Raw genomic sequence first — 18,647 nt, forward strand, 5'->3', positions numbered from 1 at the left:
AAATACCTGTGGTCGGTTTATCTCCGACTGAATTAGTGCCATGCCCGGCACACTACGAAAAAAAGGTCTTATGACCTTTTTAAATCTTAATAATACCATCTACAGCTTTTTTCTTTAATTCTTCAATAATAGAGACTCCTGCACTCGTACCAATACGTGTTGCTCCATTTTGAATCATCTTAATAAAAGTATCTGCATCTCTAATACCACCTGCAGCTTTTACTTCTACTTCATCACCCACATGTTTCTTCATTAATGCGACATCTTCAAATGTTGCACCACCTGTTCCAAAACCAGTCGATGTTTTAATAAAATCAGGTTTAACCTTTTTCGCAATTTCACATAACTTGATCTTTTCTTTGTCATCCAAATAACAGTTTTCAAAGATGACTTTACAAGGAATATTGTGGGCATGACATGCATCTACAATCTGTGTCATTTCATCTTTAATATAATCCCAGTTCTTATTCTTAACTTCTGTTTGATTAATCACATAATCAATCTCTGTAGCGCCTTCTTCAATCGCATTATTTGTATCAAATACCTTAGAGGCAATAGTAGTTTGTCCTAAAGGAAATGAGATGGCAGCTCCTACATGAATGTCAGTACCCTTTAGTAGTTTTGCACATAAATGAGACTGTACTTGATTGATTGCAACCATTTTAAAATGATAATCCTTAGCCTCATTACATAGTTTTTCCATATCTTTACTAGAAGCATCAGTATGAAGATTAGTATGATCAATCATCTGTGCTAATTCATCAATAGTATATTCTTTCATAATCATCTCTCCTTTACATATATACTAACATTATAATTTTATTATGTCAACATAATGTAAATATATCACTTGTGTTTTTTATGTGATAAAATAGTATATATATAGGGAGGAGGGACTCTTATGAGCGCTTTATATTTAGATGTAAAGAAAGACTTATTAGATAAAATTACATCGGGTGAATATTCAGAAGGAACTATTATTCCTACAGAACATGAACTTTCTGATTTATACAATGTGAGTCGTCCAACGATTAGAAAAGCTGTGCAAATCTTAGTAGATGCAGGTTATTTAGAAAAGAAAAAGAAACGTGGTACGATTGTATGTGCACCTAAAGTAATTCAAGATTTTACTCAATCAATATCAAGCTTTGATACACAGATGAAAAGACATGGTGTTGTATCTAAAACACAGGTGATTACATTTAAAATGGAAGAAGCATCTAAAGAGATTGCGAAATCTTTACAGATTCATGAAAAAGATTTAGTTTATAAGCTTGTTCGTTTACGTTATACAGATTATAATCCCAATGTCTTTATTACAACCTATATTCCTGTTTCTTTATTTCCTGGTTTACTCGATACTGACTTTACGCATATTAGACTCTATGATGTTTTTGAAAAACAGGGACATAGTATTGATACAATTGATCGTACATTAGAAATAGCTCTTGCAGATGATACTATTGCGGATATGTTAGATATAGATGAAGGAGACCCACTATTCTATTTCCGCTCTATTGGTTATGATACACAAAAGAATCTAATAGAATATTCTATTGCCCGTTATAGAGGAGATATTAATACATTCACATTACATCTTAATCAGCACAAAGGAGAGTAGTATGAGCTACCGTTTAAAATACCATGTATGTCCTGAACATGGCTGGATCAATGATCCAAATGGTTTTTCTTATTTCCAGGGATATTATCACTTATTCTATCAATACTACCCAGATGAACCTATATGGGGACCTATGCATTGGGGCCATGTAAGAAGTAAGGATTTGGTTCACTGGGAAAACTTACCTATTGCCTTAACTCCAGGAGATAAAGAAGATCTTCATGGTTGTTTTTCAGGAAGTGCAGTAGAATACAACAATCGTTTATATCTAATTTATACAGGTAATATATATGATGATCCTAAACATATCACATTCCATCAGAATGTGAATATTGCCTGGAGTGAAGATGGTATTCATTTTTATAAATATGAAAATAATCCAGTGATTAGTGAACCACCTGCAGATAATACATATCATTTCCGTGATCCTTAAGTATGGCGAGAAGATGATCATTTTAAGATGATTATTGGTGGTCAGAAGGAAGATGGAAGAGGACATGTACTCATATATCAATCAGATGATTTAATCAATTGGGACTATTTAGGTGAATATGGGCATGCTTCTACAATTGATCATGAAGGTAAGATGTGGGAATGTCCTGATTTATTTAGACTCAATGGAGTGAATGTATTACTTATGTCACCACAAGGTATTAAAGAAGATGGTGAAAAATACAGAAACTATCATCAGACAGGCTATAAGATTAATGATTCATTTATTGAATTAGATCATGGGCATGATTTCTATGCGGCAACTACAATGCTTACACCAGATGGTAGACGTATACTCATGGCTTGGATGGATATGTGGCATAGTGAATTCCCTGAAAAAGAAGAAGGGTGGTCAGGGGCTATGACCTTCCCTAGAGAACTTACTATTCATGATAATCATCTCTATATGATGCCAGTAGAAGAACTTGCATTATTAAGATGTGAGTCTAAAAAAGTAGAAGTCACAGATTATCTGCTTCCTTCTAGACAAGTAGAAATAGATTTAGATATTTGTGATGGTTTATCTCTCGATCTAAGTAATCTCTATACACTTACAGTAAATAATCATAAAGTAACTGTAATGAATCAGACAGAACGTGTAGGGACTATTAAAGAATATCAGTCTATGAAGCTATTGATTGATTCTAGTAGTGTAGAAGTATTTATAAATGGTGGAGAACTTGTCTTTACAGATAGAGTTTATTTTAAAGACACACCAGTACTTTCACTTAATAAAAAGATGACTTGTAGAATCACAACATTAAGTGAATGATATTTCCAAGGGGGAAAAATATATATGAAAAAAATAGAATTTAAGTCTATGTTGGTGTCTATTATTCTTGTATTACTAATTTATTATTTTTATACACCAGCATTAAATATTCATGCGATAGAATTCTGGATATTTATTATTGTCGCATTATGTATTTATGGTGCTTCTACTTCTTATAGCACATTACTTGGTAAGAAATTTAAACCTGAAAAGGTAGGTTATTTAGGTGCTGCAGTAGCATTGATTGTGGCAGGTGTTTTAGTAACTGATTTATTCACAAGTAAGATTTTCCACGCATCACGTTATGCAAATCGTATAGAAGTAGAAAATGTAAAGTTTAATAATAAGACATTACATGAAGTAGACTTCTCTAAGACACCTATTATTGACCGTAAGAGTACTGTAAAGCTTGGAGACAAGGTCATGGGTGAGATTCCAGAATATGTCTCTCAGTTTGAAGTAAGTGATGATTATACACAGATTTCTTATAAGAATAGTGTTTATCGTGTTACTCCACTTGAATATGCAAGTTTCTTTAAATATCTTACTAATAGTAAGAATGGTATTCCTGCTTATATTACAGTGAATTCTACTAATGGTAAGGCAGAAATCGTTAAGTTAAAGGATTTAGGTTTAAATGGTATGAAATATGTACCTTCTGCCATTCTTAATCATAATTTAAATCGTAAACTACAATTATCTTATCCTACATCCATCTTTGGTTCTCCTTCATTTGAAGTAGACGAAAAAGGTCATCCTTGGTATGTATGTACAACATATACATATTTTGGTGTAGGTAATAAGAAGAAGGTCACAGGTGCAGTTCTTTTTGATCCTATTACTGGTAAATCTAAGAAATATGATAAAGATGAAGTACCAAAATGGGTGGATCGTATTTATCCAGAAGAACTCATTATGACTGAAATAGATGAAAACGGAAGTTTACAGGATGGATTCTTTAACTCTGTTTTAGGGCAGAAGAATGTAACTGTGACTTCAGAAGGGTATAACTATTTAGAAAAAGATGGCGATATCTGGATTTATAGTGGTATTACTTCCGCAAATAAAGATTCATCTAACTTAGGTTTTGTATTATCTAACTTACGTACTCATAAGACATTACGTTTCTCTTGTTCTGGCGCAAACGAAAAAGCCGCAATGAAATCTGCAGAAGGTGAAGTGAAGAACTATGGCTATGATGCTACATTCCCATTATTAGTCAATGTAGGTGGTCATCCAGTTTATTTGATTTCACTTAAAGACAGTGGGGGACTGATTAAACAGTATGCGATGGTTGATGCGAAAGATTATCAGAAGGTCTCTGTTTATTCTGCAGATTCAGTCAAGAATCTTGAATTATTGAAGAAAAGTTTCCTTTCTTCTCAGACAATTACAGAGGAATCTGATGCCAAAACTAAGAAGAAGGATATCACAATCGCAAATGTACAGATTCTTAATGTAGATGGTAAATCGAAGCTATTTATCGTGGATACAGAAGGTAATAAATACAAAGCAGTCATTACATCAGAAAATGAAAACACACTTGCTTTCTTAAAGACAGGTGAAACAATTCATATTCGTTATATTGAAATGAAAGATGTAAATATTATAAAGAATGTAGGTGAATAAAATGAAAAGAATCATGAAGATTTTCACAGTTACTTTAGTATGTTTATCATTATGTGGATGTTCTTATTTCAAATCTAAGCTCAATGACATTAAAGGTAGTTTAATTGGGAATGGCTATACAATAGATACATACGATAATTATGGAAACAAGGTCTTTGAAACAAAAGGTCAGAAGATTAAAATTACTGGTAATAAAGTAAAAGAATCATCATATAATTCTGATGGCAGTGTAAAAGAAACATATAGTCTTTCTTCAGTCATTACTATTACAATTGATGGGAATGAAATAGAAAGCTGTGGAAATACATGTATCTTTGAACAGAAGGGATTAGATGCAGAAGTAGATTTTACTAAGAAGCATATCAATAGTACTGCAGACGGAATCACAGCCAATACAGCTATCGCAAATTACTTAAATAAGTATAAGAACTTGTTTGGTAAAAGAAGAGTCGTAGTCGTTAAATCTCAATTAGGTCAGCCTATTAAGGCCTATCAGGGTGATGATGTATATTGGGAAATTCCTGAAAACCTTCCTAAGATGACTAAACTCATGATTGATGGTAAAGCACTTTATATTCATCGTGCTAATTTCCAGATAATTGATTCAGATTGTTTAACAGAAGAGTAGCTTGTCTACTCTTTTTTTTTAGTTGACTATGAACCTTACTTTAGGGTTAAAATAGTATTATGGAGGATATGTTTATGGAGAAATCAAAAGTATATTTTACAGACTTTCGTACGCATGTTGGTGTAAGTTTAACTGAAAAGTTACAGCGTTTAATCAAGAAAGCAGGAATCACTGATATTGATATGGATGGTAAGTTTGTAGCTATCAAGATGCATTTTGGTGAATTAGGTAACCTATCTTATTTACGTCCTAATTATGCGAAAGCAGTCGCAGATGTCGTTAAGGAATGTGGAGGAAAGCCTTTCTTAACAGATTGTAATACTTTATATCCTGGTTCTAGAAAGAACGCTTTAGAACATTTAGATTGTGCGAATATCAATGGTTTTAATACAATCACTACAGGGTGTCAGATCATTATTGGAGATGGTTTAAGAGGTACTGATGATATTACAGTACCTGTAAGAAATGGTGAATATTGTAAAGAAGCTTATATTGGTCGTGCAGTCATGGATGCGGATATCTTTATCAGTTTAACTCATTTTAAAGGGCATGAGTCTACAGGCTTTGGTGGTGCGATTAAGAATATTGGTATGGGCTGTGGAAGCCGTGCTGGTAAGATGCAGCAACATAATTCAGGTAAACCAATTGTACATGTTGATTTATGTAGAGGATGTCGCCGCTGTGCTAAAGAATGTGGCAGTGATGCCATCACTTATGAAACCGGTAAAGCAGTGATCAATCAGGATATATGTAAGGGATGTGGCAGATGTATTGGGGCTTGTGCATTTGATGCCATTGAAAATCAGAACTGGGATGCCAATGAAATACTTGGTAGAAAGATGGCAGAGTATTCGCAGGCAGTATGTGATGGAAGACCAACATTCCATATTAGTCTTGTAAGAGATATCTCACCTAACTGTGACTGTCATGGTGAAAACGATGCACCTATCTTACCAGATGTAGGTATCTTCGCGTCATTTGATCCTGTTGCCTTAGATCAAGCCTGTGTAGATGCATGCTTACATGCAACACCTATGCCTAATAGTCAGTTATCTGATAACCTTGCGGATCCACATTGGCATCACCATCATGATAACTTCCTAGACTCTAATCCTAATGTCAGATGGAAAGAAACATTAGAACATGCGGAAAAGATTGGTTTAGGTACAAGAGAATACGAACTTATTCAAATGAAATAATAAAAAAGAAGAATTGAAATAACTCAATTCTTCTTTTCATTTGTTTGTTTACGATATTGTGTGGGTGAACAATGATAAGTCTTACTAAACTTTTTAGAAAAGGCCAGAGCATCAATAAAGCCCACACTGGCTGCAATTGTAGATACAGGGAGATTTGTACTCTGTAACAAGCCTGTAGCCTTTTTTAATTTAATTGAAAGCAGATATTGTTTCGGTGAAATATCAAATTTCTGATGAAATAATCGTGTCATATAATTTGCATGAATACCAAACTTATCCGCAATCTCACTCATTTTAAGGTTATATTGATAATTCAAATCCAAATAAAGACGAATTTCTTCGGCAAGTGAATACTTCACATTATTATTGAAATGGATATTTAACTCTTCATACAACATTGCGAAAATATGAAGAAGTATACTATTTGATTCAAAATATTCAGCATCTGTATTAAAGGATAAATCTAATAGACGTTCAATCTGTTTATAATATTGATTCACATCAACATTATGAATAATGTATTGATCATGTGTATCTTTTGTAAGGGAATAAAAATATTGTTCCGCATTAATACCTAAGAAATTGACCCATCCATATTTCCATGGATGGTTTTTATCTGCTTGATAGGTAGCCACCTTATTGGCAGGGATGAGGAAAATATCTCCTGCCTTGACATCAAAGGAATGTTCATTAATAGTCAGTTGTCCTTTTCCAGAGAAGACAAAATGCATCACATAATAAGATCTTACAATAGGTCCATAGGTATATTCACTTTTACATTGTTCTATTCCAGCACTGTATAAAGACAAATCCGTATTGGCTTTATAGGTTTTACTGTGAATACGTTCTTTATATTCTTTCATATGATCCCCTAAGTTAGTTTTTTCCATATATTCGTTATGTATTTCTATTCTTATTATATTCTTGACGTTGTTTAATGTAAATAAAGTGAGGGTTATGTATGAAAAATAGAAAACAAGCATATCATATAGAAACAGAAAAAGGGTTAATCAATGACCCAAATGGGCTTTCCTATTTTAAAGGAAAGTATTATGTCTTTTTCCAATGGAATCCTAATACGACAGACCACTCTTATAAAGTATGGGGGAAAACAACCTCTCAAGACCTTATTCATTGGAGTGAGCCTGTTATCGCATTACAAGCGTCTGAAGCTTATGACAAGGATGGGACGTATTCAGGAAGTGCAGTCAGTGATGGTGAGACATTATCTCTTTATTATACGGGAAATGTGAAGAGAGAAGGCGTAAGATATCCTGAACAATGTCTTGCACAATCAAAGGATGGTGTTCATTTTAAGAAATATGGTTCTGTACTCTCTCTTCCTGATGATTATACAGGTCATTTTAGAGATCCTAAAGTGACTAAGGAGGATGTCTGGAAAATGATTATTGGAGGACAGAATAAGAAGACTGGAAAAGGAGATATTAGTCAATATACATCAATAGATGGAACCTCTTTTAAGTTTAATAAAATCATTGGAATGTCTAAACAGTATGAAATGATAGAATGTCCTGACTTATTTACACTTGATGCTCATGAAGTATTAATTTATGGATTGCAGTCAAGAAATAATGATACGGATGAATGTCTTGATGCACACGCTGTTTATTTAATAGATAAATTGAGTGATTTAGATAAAGGACTGCATATGGATGAAGGGTATGATTTTTATGCACCACAAACATTTGTGGATGCTCAAGGAAGACGTATTATGCTTGCCTGGATGTCACGTTTTAGTGATGCGCAAGAAGTAGAATTCGCTAAGGATGGACATATTCATTGTTTAACAATGCCTCGTGAATTATCTGTAAAAAAAGGAAAATTGATACAGTCACCTGTAAGGGAGATGTATGAATTATGCCATGAAATTCCTTATACGAATCATATGAAAATACAAAGACAGGCGATGATAGAAATCAGTCCCTTGGAACATATATCTTTTTCAATCAATAAGGAATTAAGCATTCACTTTGATGAAGGCATAAGTATTGAACGCTATGATTGGGCAGAACAGATATATCAAAAGAAATCATGGCCTATAAAAATCAATCATATGGAAATATGGCTGGATACATCAAGTGTAGAAATATTTGCGAATAACGGAGAGTTTGTTTATTCTGCACGTCTTGATCCACAGGCTGAAGACTTACTTCTTGCAAGTAGTAAAGAATCACAAAATATCAACGTATACAGATTGGAGATTTAAAATGATTACAATAAATAATAGTATAATTCATCTTAGAAATACACATATTAGTTATATATTAGAAGTATTAGATCAAAAGTACATTTTACAAAGATATATCGGGAAACCACTTCGTCATTATCATAAAAGTCCAATGACTTACTACAAACGCGTCTACAATACTGAACATGATGTCAGTATCGAAAATGCATCTTTTGATGATCTTCCTTTTCTCTATCCACAATTAGGTCATGGAGATTATCGTATACCTGCCATTGAAGTAGAAGCACACCATCAACGTTATTGTGAATTATTGTTGAAGGAAGTACATGTACTAGATGAAAAGAAGACTCTTTCAGGATTACCCTCACTTAAAAGTCATGGCAGAAGTGAGACACTAGAAGTAGTCTATGAAGATAAGCATATTGGCTTAGAAGTTAGTCAATATATCACTATTTTTGAGGATTTAGGCGTTCTTTCATTTTCAGCTTCTTTTAGAAGCTGTAAAGAAGATCTTATTCTTTATAATACACAATCTGTTTCTTTAGAACTTCCATCACAGGATTATCAAGTGATGACAATGTATGGCTTACATGCAAAAGAAGGCAATATTCAGTTATCTGCACTTAATACAGGTATATTTCAAATAGAAAGTACAAGAGGCAGCAGTAGTCCACAAATGCATCCATTTGCGGCATTAATATCAGGTTCTGATATATATGCAATGCATTTTATTTATAGTGGAAATTATTGTTGCAAGATACAAAAGGATTCATTTGGAAAAGTTCGTATGCAGATGGGTTTACATCCTTCTATGAATAATTGGCACTTACATAAAGGAGAAGAATTCTATACACCTGAAGTTGTCGTGAATTATAGTAGTACAGGTTTAGAAGGAATGAGAATGAATTTTCATGAGCTCTATCGTCATCACTTATTACCACAATCACAGGAATTACCTCCTGTATTATTAAATACCTGGGAAGCTATGTATTATGATGTGTCTTTAGAAAAGATTGAAGAACAAGCCAAATGTGCGAGTGAACTAGGTATTGAATTATTTGTGTTAGATGATGGCTGGTTTAGAAAAGAAAATAATAGTCGTAATTCTATGGGAGACTGGAAATGTAATACAAGTAAACTTCCAGGTGGTATACAAAAAGCGGCTGAACTTGTTAAATCATATGGTTTGAAGTTTGGCTTATGGTTTGAACCAGAAGCAATTAGTAAAAACAGTGATTTATATATACAGCATCCAGATTATGCATTATCAGTAGATGGATATGAACCTACTTTAGGTCGTCATGAATATCTTCTTGATTTATCTAGAGAAGATGTCCAGAATTATTTAATTCATATGCTTGATTCTTATCTTTCTACAGGACTTATTGATTATATCAAATGGGATATGAATAGACCGATGAGTGATGTATGTTCTCATATCTCTAAGTATAGTACAGAAGTGGCTCATAGATATATGCTTGGTCTTTATCATGTGCTTGATGTGATTACGTCTCGTTATCCAGATGTTCTTTTTGAAGGATGTTCAAGTGGAGGTGCACGTTTTGATCCAGGTATCTTATGTTATATGCAGCAGAACTGGGCCAGTGATAATACGGATGCACTTGATCGCAGTGTGATTCAAGATAGTTTTAGTCTGCTTTATCCACAATCAGTGATAGGTGCACATATCAGTGCTGTTCCTAATCACCAGACAGGACGTATTACATCCTTAGAGACACGTTATGATATCGCAAAACTATTTAACTTAGGTTATGAACTTGCTCTTACAAAGTGTACAGATGATGAATTAGATGATATTAAGAAGCAGATTCAGGAATATAAAACAATAAGAAAAGAAACACTCAACGGTGAATTACATGCCATTGAATGTGATGAAAATCATTTAGGCTGGGAAGTAGTCAGTCTTGATAGAAAGACTGTTTATGTTGTCATAATGACTCGTTTTTATAATCCTCTAACTGCTCAGAAGTACTTTAAGTTAACATACTTAGATGAAGATTCTGATTATTTAGAATGTCATACACAAGAAATCTATGGTGGAGATGAGCTGCAGCATATGGGCTTATGTGTACCTTTAGAACATGGTGATTTTAAAACTTACACATTTATACTAAAAAAAGTATAAATGGTTAGAAAAAGCCATATTTATATTATGTTATTCCATTCAATTAATGCGCTTTACGAGGTATAAATATAATCAGTAAAGCGCTTAACAAATTAAAAAGGAAAGGTTAGAAAAATGAACGATAAAGAACTTGCATTAAAGATTATTGAATTAACTGGTTCAAAAGAAAACATTAGTTCAGTAAGACATTGCGCAACAAGATTGCGTTTAGTAGTAAAAAACAAAGATAAAATCAATGTGAAAGCAATTGAATCTTTAGATAAGGTAAAAGGATCATTCTTCAATTCAGGACAGTATCAGATTATTCTAGGGACAGGTTTAGTAAATCGTATCTATGATGAAGTAATCAAGGTGACTGGAGAAGAAGGTAATAACAACGATGAAAAAATAGTATACGGAAATAAATTCCAAAGAGCTATAAGAACATTCTCTGATGTCTTTGTGCCAATTATTCCTGTACTTGTCGCAACAGGTTTATTCATGGGTCTAAGAGGCTTATTGACTCAAGAAGCTATCTTGCATCTTTTTGGTTTAACAACTAAGAGTGTTCCTGCAAACTTACTTACATTTACACAGGTATTAACGGATACCGCATTCGCATTCCTTCCTGCACTTGTATGCTGGTCAACATTTAAAAACTTTGGTGGCAGTCCTGTAATTGGGATTGTATTAGGTTTAATGCTTGTAAGTCCTAGTCTTCCAAGTGCATATGATGTTGGCTCTGGTGCTGCAAAACCATTGATGTTCTTCAATTTCTTAAAGGTATCTGGTTATCAGGGTTCTGTATTACCTGCCTTTGTGACAGGTATTCTTGGTGCCAATATGGAGAAATGGTTAAGAAAACGTATTCCAGATGCATTAGATCTTATTCTTACTCCATTCCTTACATTACTTATTGGTATGACAGTCGCATTATTTGCGATTGGTCCAGTTCTTCATACAGTTGAAACAGGTGTATTATTTGTAGTTGAAAAATTATTGCAGTTACCTCTAGGTCTTGGTGGTTTATTATACGGAAGCTTTGGACAGTTACTTGGTATCTTTGGTATTCATCATATCTTAAACTTCTTAGAAATCAGTATGTTAGCTAATGATGGCTGGAACTATTTAAACCCAATTGGTACTTGTGGAAACATTGCGCAGGCAGGTGCTGTATTAGCTATCGCAATTAAAGTTCATGATCAGAAAATGAAACAGGTTGCTTATCCATCTGCTTTATCTGCTGCATTAGGTATTACTGAACCTGCAGTATTTGGTGTAAACCTTCGTTTAGTAAAACCATTTATCGCTGCAATGATTGGTGGAGGTGTTGGTGGATTCCTTGCTTCTATCTTCCATCTTAAAGCAACAGGTATGGGTATTACAGGTATTCCTGGTACATTACTATATCTTAATAATCAGTTACCATTCTATATTCTTGTTAACTTAGTCGCATTTGCGGTGGCTTTCTCTATTACATGGTTATTCTGTGTTCCTAAGACAGAAAAAGAAGAAGTCGTAGAACCAAAAGAAGAAAAAGAAGTTTCTAGTGAATCTTTATTTGCGATTGCATTAGGAGATGCGATTGAAATGAGTGCAATCAAGGATCCTATGTTTGCAGAAGGTATTATGGGACCATGTGCAGCTATTGAACCAGCTGATGGTAAGATCTATGCTCCTGCAGATGGTACAATCAGCTTTATCAGTGAATCAGAACATGCAATTGGAATCATCACAAATGAAGGTGCAGAAATTCTTCTACATTTAGGTATTGATACAGTAAAAATTACCGATGAAAAAGTATTTGATACAAAAGTCACAATGGGACAGAAAGTCAAAAAGGGTGATCTTCTCACTGTAATGGACTTAGATGGAGTAGAAAGACATCAGTGCCAGAAAACAGTTATTACGATTGTTACTAACTATAACAGCTATACTGATATTGCTCAGGTGAAAACAGGTTCAATTACGCCTGATGATATTATTATGGAGCTATCACTTTAGTCAGTTCTTTGAACTGACTTTTTTGGAGAATAATATGAAAATAATTGTCAGTGATTTAGATGGCACATTACTTAATAGTTATGGAGTAGTAGATCCCTTCACTAAAGAAGTATTGAATACATCACCTATCTATAGAATTATTGCGACAGGACGTAGTTACAAGACAGCTTCTCCTTTGTTGAAGGGAGTAGATGTAGATTATTATGTACTATTGAATGGTGCGGAATGTCGAAATAGTCAGGGTGATATTCTTTATAAAGAAAATATCGATTTAAAGATTGCACATACTATTATGAATGGCTTATTAGAACGTCATATAGATTTTGAAATTAATACGGAAGAAGGGGATTATTCTACTGATACTGTATTTTGTGATACTACAACACAACTTTCAGAACAACATCTTCAAGATTATAAAGAAATAAGAAAGATATTTGTATTTGTGCATGATGAACAGAAAATTAATCAAATCAAACACTGGCTTGATCAAATAGAAGGAATTAATGTCACTTCATCATCCTGGTGGAATATTGAAGTTACATCAATGAATGCGAATAAAGCACTTATGGTAAAAAGAGTGATAGAAATACTTCATACTTCTGATGATGTTTATGTATTTGGTGATGGTCATAACGATCTGAGTCTTTTTAAAGACTATAAGCATACACGTGCTATGAGTAATGGTGTGAATGCATTGAAACAGATAGCAGAAAAAGTGATTGATAGTAATGATAATCATGGTGTTGCGAAAGAAATAATTGATTTGGTTAAGGACTAGAAAAAGCAGGCGGTGCCTGCTTTTAAATTATTTCAAAATGTTTTAACGCATTATATAAACCATCTTCATCGATATCATCTGTGACATAGTCTGCCGCTTTTTTAACGTCATCCCCTGCATTACCCATGGCAACAGAAATCTTTGTATATTCAAACATATCAATATCATTTTTGCCATCACCAAAAGACATTGTTTCACTTTGATCAATAGAATAATACTTTAATACTTCATGAATACCATTCTGTTTACCACCACTCGCAGGAATAATATCTACTGCCTGGGGATTCCATTGTGTTTCCTTACAATGAGGCATAAGCTCCTTAATTTCTTTTAATCTCTCATCATTTGTATCATAAGGAATAACCTGATAAATAGGATGTGTATAACCTCTATGAATATCTCCTATTTCTGGTAGTGGTGTAGAAATAGCTTTCTGTACTTTTTCTACAACTTCATTATTAAAGTTGATATACATGAGTTCATCTTCTACAAATATGCAGGGCATATGATTTGTATCCACATAATTGATGATGTTGTTGATGTCTGTTTGTTCAATAGGAAGTCCATAAATCATTCCTTCTTTATTGAAACAATACTGTCCATTTAAAGTGATACAGGCATCAAACTCTAAATCCTGTATAGGAAGATCCCTCATCTCACTTAAATGTCTTCCTGTCGCAATAAATGTAAGTATACCTTTTTCTTTTAATAGTCTTAATGCTTCTTTAGTAGATTCTGGAACACTATACGTAGTATGTGAAAGTAATGTTCCATCAATATCAAAGAAAATTGCTTTTATCATATTCTTCATCCTCCTGTCTTATTTATCATACTAAAAAAAGTCCCAAAAAGGAACTTTTACATGAAACTACTAAAATCATGATTGATGATTTCTTTACAAGAGAAGATTCCATCTTCATATGTGCATACAAAGATAGCACAGTTTTTAATACCTTTCTTATAGTGAGCTACATTATATTCTTCAAAGTTTTTAATAAAGTTGGCACATGCAGCTCCATGAGATACAACAAGGACATTATCACCTTTTGTATTTTCCATGATTTCTGTAATTGTCTTTACAACTCTTTTCTGTACTTCATCCTGTGATTCTCCGCCATAAGTTTTAAAGTAATCTAGATAAGGAAATGGTGGATTAAGACATTCATCTTTTCCTTCAAAGACACCAAAATTCATTTCTTTTAACCCCTTTAAACGTGTATAAGGCATATTATGATGTGTAACTATTTCAAGTGTGTCACTCGCTCTTTCACTTGTGCTGCAATAAGCATCATCAATCTGAATATGATTGTCATCAAACCATTTTCCAGCTACTTCTGCCTGCTTAATTCCAATTTCTGTAAGAGGTGCATCACACCATCCCTGAATCTTATGCTGCAAATTAAATAAAGTCTGTCCATGACGCATTAAATAAAGTGTTTTCATTGTAATTCCTCCTTTATATTTGTACAATAAAATTATAAAACATGGTAGTTACTACCGAGCAAGTAAAAAAAGGAGTATTTTTTATGTATACAATGAAAGAAGTTTGTCAGATTGTTGGATGGAGCTATGAAACGTTAAAATATTATTGTAAAGAAGGGTTAATCCCTAACGTAAAGAGAGATAAGAATAACTATCGTGTCTTTGATGAGAATAATATTGAATGGATCAAAGGCTTACAATGTTTAAAGAAATGTGGTATGAGTTTGAAAGATATGCGTCAATATCTTGATTATTGTATGCAAGGTCCTGTTTCTATTCCTGAGCGTGTAGATATGCTTAATGTGACAAAAGAAGATCTAGAAAGAAGATTATCAGAAATACAGGAATCTTTAAACTATATTGAACATAAGAAAGAACTTTATAGAGATATGCAGGAAGGTAAGAAGCCTTATGTAAGTTATGTATATCATGTAGAGAATTAGGTGATACTATGATAGGTACAGTAGATTTTAATATGATTCTAGATTTGAATCATTTATTGAAGAAAGAAGGTTATGATTATTCTGTTCATTCTATTGGTGGATGTGCAAGTTGTGGTCTTAATTTGAGATGTGAGGGAGAAGAAAGTGATTTAGAAGATGTGATGAAGGTCATAAATGACTTTCTTAAGAAGAAGTGGTTAAAGGCTGTTCCTAGTTTAAAAGATCCCTATACTCTTGGTATCATTTCTACATTTCATAAGGAGGTCAAGTGATGTTTCAGTTAAACTATCAAAGTCATAAATCTATCTATGAACAGATTGTAGATAATATTAAAGAACAGATTATAACAGGTGTATTAAAAGAAAATACTCAATTACCCACTGTAAGAGAATTGTCTCAATTACTTACTATTAACCCTCATACAGTTCAAAAAGCATTTCAGACATTGGACCAGCAAGGCTATATCTATACAATTGCGAATAAAGGTACTTTTGTATCATCGAGAAAACATGTAAAGATAGATGAGCAGAAAGTCGATGATACGATTCATATGATTGTAGAAGGGTATAAAGAATTAATCTACATGGGTTTGACTCAGAATGAAATACATAATAAGATTCTAGAAAATATGAAAGGGGGACCTCATGATTAAAGTAAAAGATTTATATAAAGTTATTGATGGTGAAGTTGTCCTTGATCATCTAGATATGCAGGTAGAAGAAGGGTCTATTTATGGTTTAATAGGTCCTAATGGAGCAGGTAAAACAACCCTCATTAGACATTTAGTAGGAGTCTTAAAACAGGATGCAGGAAAGATCTTTATAGAATCACAGCCTGTTTATGAAAATATAGAATTAAAAAGAAAGATAGGCTATATATCTGATGCGATGTATTTCATAGAAACAAGCTTAGAAAGAAATGCGAAAGTCTATAAAGACCTCTATCCATCATGGAACCAGGAAAGATTTGAAGAACTCTACAAAACATTTAAATTAAATCCTACAAAGAAGATACAGACATTTTCTAAAGGAATGAGAAAACAGGCATCATTCTGTCTCATTATGTCTACAATGCCTGATTATCTTATTTTAGATGAACCTATAGATGGATTAGATCCAGTCGCAAGAAAATTAGTCTGGAAATATATTATTGATGATGTTGCTCAAAGAAATCTAACAGTTCTTATTTCTTCTCATAATTTAAAAGAATTAGAAGGAATAGTGGATCATGTAGGTATATTGTATAAGGGTAAGATTATGAGAGAGTTTGATTTAGAATATATTCAAACGCATATTCATAAAATACAGGTTTCTTTTGGAGATAAAGAAGTTAATTTAGATGATTTAAATATTGCTTATCAGGAGGAAAGAGGTTCAGTAAAAATATTAATTATTGAAGACTCTCTTTCTCATATTAGAAAGGTTATAGGAAATCAATCTCCTCTTATCTTTGATATACTTCCTTTAAGTCTGGAAGAACTTTTTATGTATGAAGTAGGAGGAGAAGATGATGATATCCAAAAACTCATATTTTAATAAAACCTTCTTTAAAAACCTTATGAAACGTTTCTGGATTATTGGCTTTGGGATGATGGTATCCTATGTTTTATTATACCTTTATCCTATCTACCAGGGTGCAAGTTCAGAGGGGTATAAATACTATGCAGTCTATCTCAAGGGATCTTATTTTACAGGAAACTTGATTATTTCTACTATTGCGGTACTTACAAGTGTGGCTTTACTCTATTTCTATCATAACCGTACAGCCTCTACAATTATTCATTCTATGCCTATTAAAAGATCAGAACTCTATTGGACATCTTTTGTTGCAGGGATGATTTTAATGTTTGTACCTCTTATTCTTACAACAGGAACACTCATATTCTATGGAAAAACAATTCCTTTATATTATAGAGAACTTTCAATCAACCATTGTCTGAGCTGGTTTTTGATTCAAAGTGCACTCATATTCTTTACGTATGGCATTACACAATTCTGTGGTGTTATCACGGGTAATCTCTATACACATTGTATATTAGGAGTATTTTTTAATAGTTTACCTTGGCTTAGTTCACAGTTTTTTACTATTCTTAAATCAGTCTTTACTTATGGTGTAGAAGAACCTTCTGTCGCTTTTGAGAACTATTCCACTGCCTTTAATTATGTATTAAATCTAGAAAATTGGCTTACATTACATACTCTTGCTTATTTGACTATTTATATTGCGATAGGCATCAGTTTGATTTTTATTGCCTACTTCATTTATAAACGTGTTAAGTTAGAATACATTGGTTCTTCTGTTGTTTTTGATCGTTTAAAAGATATAGTTGCCATTATAGGGACTCTTGTACTCTCTTCATTTGTGACATTCTTATTTATATCCAATGAAACATCTATTCATACAATGCGTATCACCTTTGTGATTATAGGTATTATTGTTTCATTTGTAGGGTACTATATTTCAAGAATGATTGCGGACATGACACTTTATGTCTTAAATAAGAAGAACTTTAAGAAGTTTATCATCTATCTTGTGGTCTTCTCATTAATGTGTGTCTTCTTTGTTTTTGATATCACAGATGAAGAAAATAAGATTCCAAAAACAGGTAATGTATCTTATGTGACATTCAGTTCTGATTATTCAGGTAATCAGGATGTTAAACTTAATGATTCTGATTCTATTGATATTATTCATAATATACATAAAGATATCTTAAAAGCACCACATGACTCTAATGATTCTTCTCATTATTTCAGCATTACTTATCATCTCGTAGATGGTAAAACACTCACACGTTCCTACAACATCTCACAGGACTGCTTCGATAAATATGTGAAGGATGATATGAAATCTCTTTATACAAATGTCTCTTATATGAACCAGATCTTTAGAAATATGCATTGGGTTGAAGTATCTGTTATGAACTATACAGATGATACAACAGACGATACAGTCTATTTAAAAGAAGATGACTTTAGAGCTTTGAAATATGCCTTAAGAAAGGATTATGAAACTCTTTCAATGGATACTATTTCAGACGCAATTAATAACTACAATTATAGTATTGAAGTCATTAATGATGCAGATTATGTACTCACTTTCTATATTAATAAGGATTTTGAGAATACAGTGATTTACTTCAAGCAAAGAGGCTATTATAGAAAGATATTTAAGTAAAAAGGCGTATCACCAAAAATAGGTGATACGCTATTTGTGCGACAGGCAGTCGCTTATATGTCATGTCAACAGGGGCATGACATTTTCT

18 protein-coding genes and 1 pseudogene are annotated in these 18,647 nt (G+C 33.0%); 15 read left to right on the forward strand and 4 right to left on the reverse strand.

What is annotated here, in order from left to right:
* Positions 1 to 79: 79 nt before the first annotated feature.
* A complete protein-coding gene (deoC, locus tag QZQ55_RS06635) occupies positions 80 to 781 on the reverse strand; it encodes a deoxyribose-phosphate aldolase (RefSeq protein WP_295091398.1) in 702 nt (233 codons plus the stop codon).
* Positions 782 to 901: 120 nt separating this feature from the next.
* Between deoC and QZQ55_RS06640 the strand changes: the two genes are divergently transcribed.
* The 6 genes and pseudogenes from QZQ55_RS06640 to QZQ55_RS06665 all read left to right on the forward strand — a co-directional run bounded on the left by QZQ55_RS06640 (position 902) and on the right by QZQ55_RS06665 (position 6,341).
* Positions 902 to 1,621, forward strand: a complete 720-nt coding sequence (locus tag QZQ55_RS06640; RefSeq protein WP_295091401.1) for a GntR family transcriptional regulator — start codon at positions 902 to 904, stop codon at positions 1,619 to 1,621.
* Position 1,622: 1 nt separating this feature from the next.
* Positions 1,623 to 2,516, forward strand: a pseudogene (locus QZQ55_RS06645) (sucrose-6-phosphate hydrolase); the annotation flags it as partial.
* A gap of 177 nt (positions 2,517 to 2,693) precedes the next feature.
* Complete coding sequence (locus QZQ55_RS06650) at positions 2,694 to 2,885, forward strand: GH32 C-terminal domain-containing protein (protein WP_295091443.1); 192 nt, start codon at positions 2,694 to 2,696, stop codon at positions 2,883 to 2,885.
* Between the two features lie 24 nt (positions 2,886 to 2,909).
* Positions 2,910 to 4,514, forward strand: a complete 1,605-nt coding sequence (locus QZQ55_RS06655; RefSeq protein WP_295091404.1) for a hypothetical protein — start codon at positions 2,910 to 2,912, stop codon at positions 4,512 to 4,514.
* 1 nt (position 4,515) lies between these two features.
* Positions 4,516 to 5,142: a DUF5052 family protein gene (locus tag QZQ55_RS06660; RefSeq protein ID WP_295091407.1), complete on the forward strand. Its 627-nt coding sequence runs from the start codon at positions 4,516 to 4,518 to the stop codon at positions 5,140 to 5,142.
* Between the two features lie 74 nt (positions 5,143 to 5,216).
* On the forward strand, positions 5,217 to 6,341 hold the full coding sequence (locus QZQ55_RS06665; protein ID WP_295091410.1) for a DUF362 domain-containing protein: 1,125 nt from the start codon (positions 5,217 to 5,219) through the stop codon (positions 6,339 to 6,341).
* Positions 6,342 to 6,364: 23 nt separating this feature from the next.
* Here the strand turns inward: QZQ55_RS06665 and QZQ55_RS06670 are convergent, their stop codons facing one another.
* The gene (locus QZQ55_RS06670) at positions 6,365 to 7,231 is read right to left on the reverse strand and encodes an AraC family transcriptional regulator (protein ID WP_295091413.1); all 867 of its coding nucleotides are present in this window, start codon (positions 7,229 to 7,231) and stop codon (positions 6,365 to 6,367) included.
* A gap of 71 nt (positions 7,232 to 7,302) precedes the next feature.
* Between QZQ55_RS06670 and QZQ55_RS06675 the strand changes: the two genes are divergently transcribed.
* The 4 genes from QZQ55_RS06675 (at position 7,303) to QZQ55_RS06690 (ending at position 13,457) form a co-directional block, all read left to right on the forward strand.
* Positions 7,303 to 8,568 carry a glycoside hydrolase family 32 protein gene (locus QZQ55_RS06675; protein ID WP_295091416.1) on the forward strand — a complete coding sequence of 422 codons (1,266 nt, stop codon included), beginning with the start codon at positions 7,303 to 7,305 and terminating at the stop codon, positions 8,566 to 8,568.
* 1 nt (position 8,569) lies between these two features.
* Complete coding sequence (locus QZQ55_RS06680; protein ID WP_295091419.1) at positions 8,570 to 10,696, forward strand: alpha-galactosidase; 2,127 nt, start codon at positions 8,570 to 8,572, stop codon at positions 10,694 to 10,696.
* Between the two features lie 114 nt (positions 10,697 to 10,810).
* On the forward strand, positions 10,811 to 12,679 hold the full coding sequence (locus tag QZQ55_RS06685) for a sucrose-specific PTS transporter subunit IIBC (protein ID WP_295091422.1): 1,869 nt from the start codon (positions 10,811 to 10,813) through the stop codon (positions 12,677 to 12,679).
* Positions 12,680 to 12,713: 34 nt separating this feature from the next.
* A complete protein-coding gene (locus QZQ55_RS06690; protein ID WP_295091424.1) occupies positions 12,714 to 13,457 on the forward strand; it encodes an HAD family hydrolase in 744 nt (247 codons plus the stop codon).
* Between the two features lie 22 nt (positions 13,458 to 13,479).
* On the opposite strand, the gene QZQ55_RS06695 is transcribed toward QZQ55_RS06690, so the two are convergent.
* The gene (locus QZQ55_RS06695) at positions 13,480 to 14,259 is read right to left on the reverse strand and encodes a Cof-type HAD-IIB family hydrolase (RefSeq protein ID WP_295091427.1); all 780 of its coding nucleotides are present in this window, start codon (positions 14,257 to 14,259) and stop codon (positions 13,480 to 13,482) included.
* Positions 14,260 to 14,315: 56 nt separating this feature from the next.
* Positions 14,316 to 14,900: a histidine phosphatase family protein gene (locus QZQ55_RS06700; RefSeq protein WP_215657497.1), complete on the reverse strand. Its 585-nt coding sequence runs from the start codon at positions 14,898 to 14,900 to the stop codon at positions 14,316 to 14,318.
* An 83-nt stretch (positions 14,901 to 14,983) separates the two neighbouring features.
* Here QZQ55_RS06700 and QZQ55_RS06705 point away from each other — a divergent pair, with 83 nt between their 5' ends.
* From QZQ55_RS06705 to QZQ55_RS06725, 5 genes are read left to right on the forward strand one after another with little or no spacing between them, the layout of a single operon-like run.
* Entirely contained in the window at positions 14,984 to 15,382 is a 399-nt protein-coding gene (locus tag QZQ55_RS06705) for a MerR family transcriptional regulator (RefSeq protein WP_295091430.1), read from the forward strand.
* Between the two features lie 8 nt (positions 15,383 to 15,390).
* On the forward strand, positions 15,391 to 15,654 hold the full coding sequence (locus tag QZQ55_RS06710) for a hypothetical protein (RefSeq protein ID WP_295091433.1): 264 nt from the start codon (positions 15,391 to 15,393) through the stop codon (positions 15,652 to 15,654).
* Positions 15,654 to 16,034, forward strand: coding sequence for a GntR family transcriptional regulator (locus QZQ55_RS06715; RefSeq protein ID WP_295091436.1), 381 nt, complete (start codon positions 15,654 to 15,656; stop codon positions 16,032 to 16,034). Before QZQ55_RS06710 ends, QZQ55_RS06715 begins: the two co-directional genes overlap by 1 nt.
* Entirely contained in the window at positions 16,027 to 16,917 is an 891-nt protein-coding gene (locus QZQ55_RS06720; protein WP_295091437.1) for an ABC transporter ATP-binding protein, read from the forward strand. Before QZQ55_RS06715 ends, QZQ55_RS06720 begins: the two co-directional genes overlap by 8 nt.
* A complete protein-coding gene (locus tag QZQ55_RS06725; protein ID WP_295091440.1) occupies positions 16,889 to 18,559 on the forward strand; it encodes a hypothetical protein in 1,671 nt (556 codons plus the stop codon). Before QZQ55_RS06720 ends, QZQ55_RS06725 begins: the two co-directional genes overlap by 29 nt.
* The last annotated feature ends 88 nt before the right edge of the window (positions 18,560 to 18,647 follow it).

It is taken from the genome of uncultured Catenibacterium sp. (assembly GCF_900540665.1).
Taxonomy (GTDB): Bacteria; Bacillota_I; Bacilli_A; order Erysipelotrichales; family Coprobacillaceae; genus Catenibacterium.

Excerpts from the sequence above, each read along its gene's own strand:
- deoC (WP_295091398.1), bottom strand. The coding sequence starts at position 781 with ATGAAAGAATATACTATTGATGAATTAGCACAGATGATTGATCATACT.
- QZQ55_RS06640 (WP_295091401.1), top strand. The coding sequence starts at position 902 with ATGAGCGCTTTATATTTAGATGTAAAGAAAGACTTATTAGATAAAATT.
- QZQ55_RS06650 (WP_295091443.1), top strand. The coding sequence starts at position 2,694 with ATGAATCAGACAGAACGTGTAGGGACTATTAAAGAATATCAGTCTATG.
- QZQ55_RS06655 (WP_295091404.1), top strand. The coding sequence starts at position 2,910 with ATGAAAAAAATAGAATTTAAGTCTATGTTGGTGTCTATTATTCTTGTA.
- QZQ55_RS06660 (WP_295091407.1), top strand. The coding sequence starts at position 4,516 with ATGAAAAGAATCATGAAGATTTTCACAGTTACTTTAGTATGTTTATCA.
- QZQ55_RS06665 (WP_295091410.1), top strand. The coding sequence starts at position 5,217 with ATGGAGAAATCAAAAGTATATTTTACAGACTTTCGTACGCATGTTGGT.
- QZQ55_RS06670 (WP_295091413.1), bottom strand. The coding sequence starts at position 7,231 with ATGGAAAAAACTAACTTAGGGGATCATATGAAAGAATATAAAGAACGT.
- QZQ55_RS06675 (WP_295091416.1), top strand. The coding sequence starts at position 7,303 with ATGAAAAATAGAAAACAAGCATATCATATAGAAACAGAAAAAGGGTTA.
- QZQ55_RS06680 (WP_295091419.1), top strand. The coding sequence starts at position 8,570 with ATGATTACAATAAATAATAGTATAATTCATCTTAGAAATACACATATT.
- QZQ55_RS06685 (WP_295091422.1), top strand. The coding sequence starts at position 10,811 with ATGAACGATAAAGAACTTGCATTAAAGATTATTGAATTAACTGGTTCA.
- QZQ55_RS06690 (WP_295091424.1), top strand. The coding sequence starts at position 12,714 with ATGAAAATAATTGTCAGTGATTTAGATGGCACATTACTTAATAGTTAT.
- QZQ55_RS06695 (WP_295091427.1), bottom strand. The coding sequence starts at position 14,259 with ATGATAAAAGCAATTTTCTTTGATATTGATGGAACATTACTTTCACAT.
- QZQ55_RS06700 (WP_215657497.1), bottom strand. The coding sequence starts at position 14,900 with ATGAAAACACTTTATTTAATGCGTCATGGACAGACTTTATTTAATTTG.
- QZQ55_RS06705 (WP_295091430.1), top strand. The coding sequence starts at position 14,984 with ATGTATACAATGAAAGAAGTTTGTCAGATTGTTGGATGGAGCTATGAA.
- QZQ55_RS06710 (WP_295091433.1), top strand. The coding sequence starts at position 15,391 with ATGATAGGTACAGTAGATTTTAATATGATTCTAGATTTGAATCATTTA.
- QZQ55_RS06715 (WP_295091436.1), top strand. The coding sequence starts at position 15,654 with ATGTTTCAGTTAAACTATCAAAGTCATAAATCTATCTATGAACAGATT.
- QZQ55_RS06720 (WP_295091437.1), top strand. The coding sequence starts at position 16,027 with ATGATTAAAGTAAAAGATTTATATAAAGTTATTGATGGTGAAGTTGTC.
- QZQ55_RS06725 (WP_295091440.1), top strand. The coding sequence starts at position 16,889 with ATGATGATATCCAAAAACTCATATTTTAATAAAACCTTCTTTAAAAAC.